1 protein-coding gene and 1 pseudogene are annotated in these 2808 nt (G+C 62.7%); both read left to right on the top strand.

Features of this window, described 5'->3' with window-relative positions; all coding sequences use genetic code 11:
* The first annotated feature begins 446 nt into the window (after positions 1 to 446).
* Entirely contained in the window at positions 447 to 2204 is a 1758-nt protein-coding gene (locus tag WCA85_RS08095; protein WP_424062716.1) for a cation:proton antiporter, read from the top strand.
* A gap of 140 nt (positions 2205 to 2344) precedes the next feature.
* Positions 2345 to 2808 (top strand): annotated as a pseudogene (locus WCA85_RS08090) (peptidase C26); the annotation flags it as partial.

The raw sequence follows: 2808 nt of genomic DNA, 5'->3' as shown, positions 1-2808 counted from the left end.
CTGACCCGCCGGATCGGCGATGCGCTCGAGCGCGGCTTCGACGAGCTTGCGGCTCGTGGTGCGGCCGGCGACGAGATCGGCCGCGAGCTGGGCGAGCGGCGGGAAGGGCTTGAAGTCAGTGGCCATGGTCGGTCAGGTCCGGTTAGAACCGCGTCGATAGCGGTGGCGTGCGGTTGATGCTTGTGCTTCGAGCATGCCGCCGCATCGGGCGAGCGGCGTCACGGCGAGCGACGCTGACGTCCGGAAAATCTGCAAACGATCCCCCGCCAAAGCAGGCTAACGGGCCAGGATCATACCGCCCGAATTGTAGAACAAGGCTTTGCGCCGGGGGGGGCGAGTCCACGGAGGGCATGAGCCGGCCTGAGGACGCGTAGCACGCTAAATCGGACCGCCGCAAATGTGAGTTACCATCCTTCAAGATTACTTTTTGTAAGGATTCTCGCGTTATGCACCACGGTATCGGCTTCATTCAGGACCTCGCGGTGGTCATGGCGCTTGCCGGCGTCGTCACTGTGCTCTTCCATCGCCTGAAACAGCCGGTCGTGCTGGGCTATATCGCAGCGGGCGTGATCATCGGGCCGTACACGCCGCCGTTCCAGTTGATTCACGACGAGCAGACCATCCAGACGCTGGGTGAACTCGGCGTCGTGTTCCTGATGTTTTCACTCGGACTCGAGTTCAGTTTGCGCAAGCTGTTCCAGGTGGGCGCGACGGCGATCGTCGCGGCGCTGTCGGAGATCGTCCTGATGTTGTGGCTCGGCTTCGAGATCGGCCGCGCCTTTGGCTGGAGTTCGATGGACTCTCTCTTTCTCGGCGCCATTCTTGCCATCTCGTCCACCACCATCATCGTCAAGGCCCTGTCCGAACTGGGCCTGAAACGTGAAAATTTCGCGCAACTCGTGTTTGGGATTCTGATCGTCGAGGACATCCTCGCCATCGCGATGCTGGTGCTGTTGTCGGGCATCGCGCAGACCGGCCAGCTGAGCGCAGGCGTGGCGCTCGTCACGCTCGGCAAGCTGCTGCTCTTCATGACGGTGTCGCTGGTGGTCGGCATCCTCGTAGTGCCGCGCGCGCTCGACTATGTTGCTCGGTCGCGCAGCGACGAGATGCTGCTCGTATCGGTATTGGGTTTCTGCTTCGGCTTCTGCCTGCTGGTCGTGAAGCTGGACTACAGCATTGCGCTGGGGGCATTCCTGATCGGCGCCATCATGGCCGAGTCGCGCCATCTGCACCGCATCGAACATCTGATCGCGCCGCTGCGTGACGCGTTTTCGGCAATCTTTTTCGTGACGATCGGCCTGATGCTGAATCCCCATGTGCTGGTCGATTATGCGTGGCCGATTGCGGTGATCACGCTGGCCGTGATCGTCGGCAAGATTGTCTCGTGCGGGCTCGGCACCTTCCTCGCCGGCAAGGATGGACGTACCGCGATGCGGGTGGGCATGACGGTGTCGCAGATCGGCGAATTCTCGTTCATCATCGCCTCGCTCGGGCTGACGCTGAAGGTCACGAGCGCGTTCCTGTATCCGGTTGCAGTCGCAGTCTCGGCGCTGACTACGCTGTTTACGCCGTACCTGATCCGCGCCGCTGATCCGCTCACCCAGCGTCTCGGCAAGTCGATGCCGCGCCCGGTCGCAAGCGTCTTCGGTATGTACGCGCAATGGCTCGCCAGCCTGCGGCCGGCAAGCGGTGAGCCCACGCTCTTTAGCATCACGCGTCGCATTGTCCTGCAGATTGCAGTGAATCTCGCATTGGTCGTGGCGATTTTTCTGGCGGCAACCTACGGTGCTTCGTACGCGAACGTGTTGCTTGACCGCTGGCTGCCTGACGAATCCATTCAACGTGTGGTGCTATGGAGCGCCGCGTTGATTGTGTCGATGCCGTTTCTGGTGGCGGTCTACCGCAAAACCAAATCACTCGCGCTACTGCTCGCAGAGGTCAGTGTGCAGCCGGCTACGGCAGGGCGCTTCACGAGGGCGATCCGCTACACGATTTCCGACCTTGTGCCGGTAGTCTCGATGGTGGGCGTGTTTCTGCTGGTGGCGGCGCTTTCGGGCGGGATTCTTCCGCCCACCGGACTGCTCGCGGCGGTGCTCGTATGCGCCGCGCTGCTGCTGGCACTATTGTGGCGCTGGTGCGTCAAGATTCATGCGACGCTGCAGATCGCGTTACGCGACACGTTCAACGAGCAGCCCGATCCATAAACGTTCGCTGGGCCTGCGCTGGATATGTACCGGGCGCGTAACAATGTGAGCAATTGTGTGCAGGTTTGCCGCATATCGTCCGGTAGCGGATAATCAATCCATATCCATTCGTTCGCGTGGAAGGCGCCTGTCCGACAGTCATGAGCGAAAACAAACCAGAGAATGCCGGCACACCCGGCACCCCATCCCCATCCGGCCAGCCGGCAGAGGGTTCGAAGCTCGATACCGCACCGGCGGCCCCACAGGTTTCGTTGCCCACCTCGCACGAGGATGCGATCCAGTCGCCGCTCAAAGGCCTGCCCGCGCAAGCTCCTGAGCCCACGGTGGCGGCTGAAGAAGCGGCGCTACGCTCGTCAACAGACGACCCCGTCAGCGCCTCGACCGTCTCTCCCGAAGATCCCGCCAAAGCGCAGCAACGCGATGCCGCCGAAGCGCGCGCCTCGGCGGCTGAGTCGACGGCGCAGCAGGAAGCCGCAGTGCATAAGCGCGATGCCGCGCGAGGCACTCCGGCATCATCTACGCAACCATCCGCGCAGGCCAGGCCCAAGGCTGCCGGCGCGACGGACAGCAGTGCCTCGCCCGAGTCAGCCGCTGCGCGTGGCAC

Origin of the sequence: Paraburkholderia sp., from assembly GCF_049581445.1 — a bacterium.
GTDB lineage: Bacteria > Pseudomonadota > Gammaproteobacteria > Burkholderiales > Burkholderiaceae > Paraburkholderia.
Note: the sequence above shows the minus strand (reverse complement) of the source record. Positions and strands in the feature narration are given on the sequence as shown.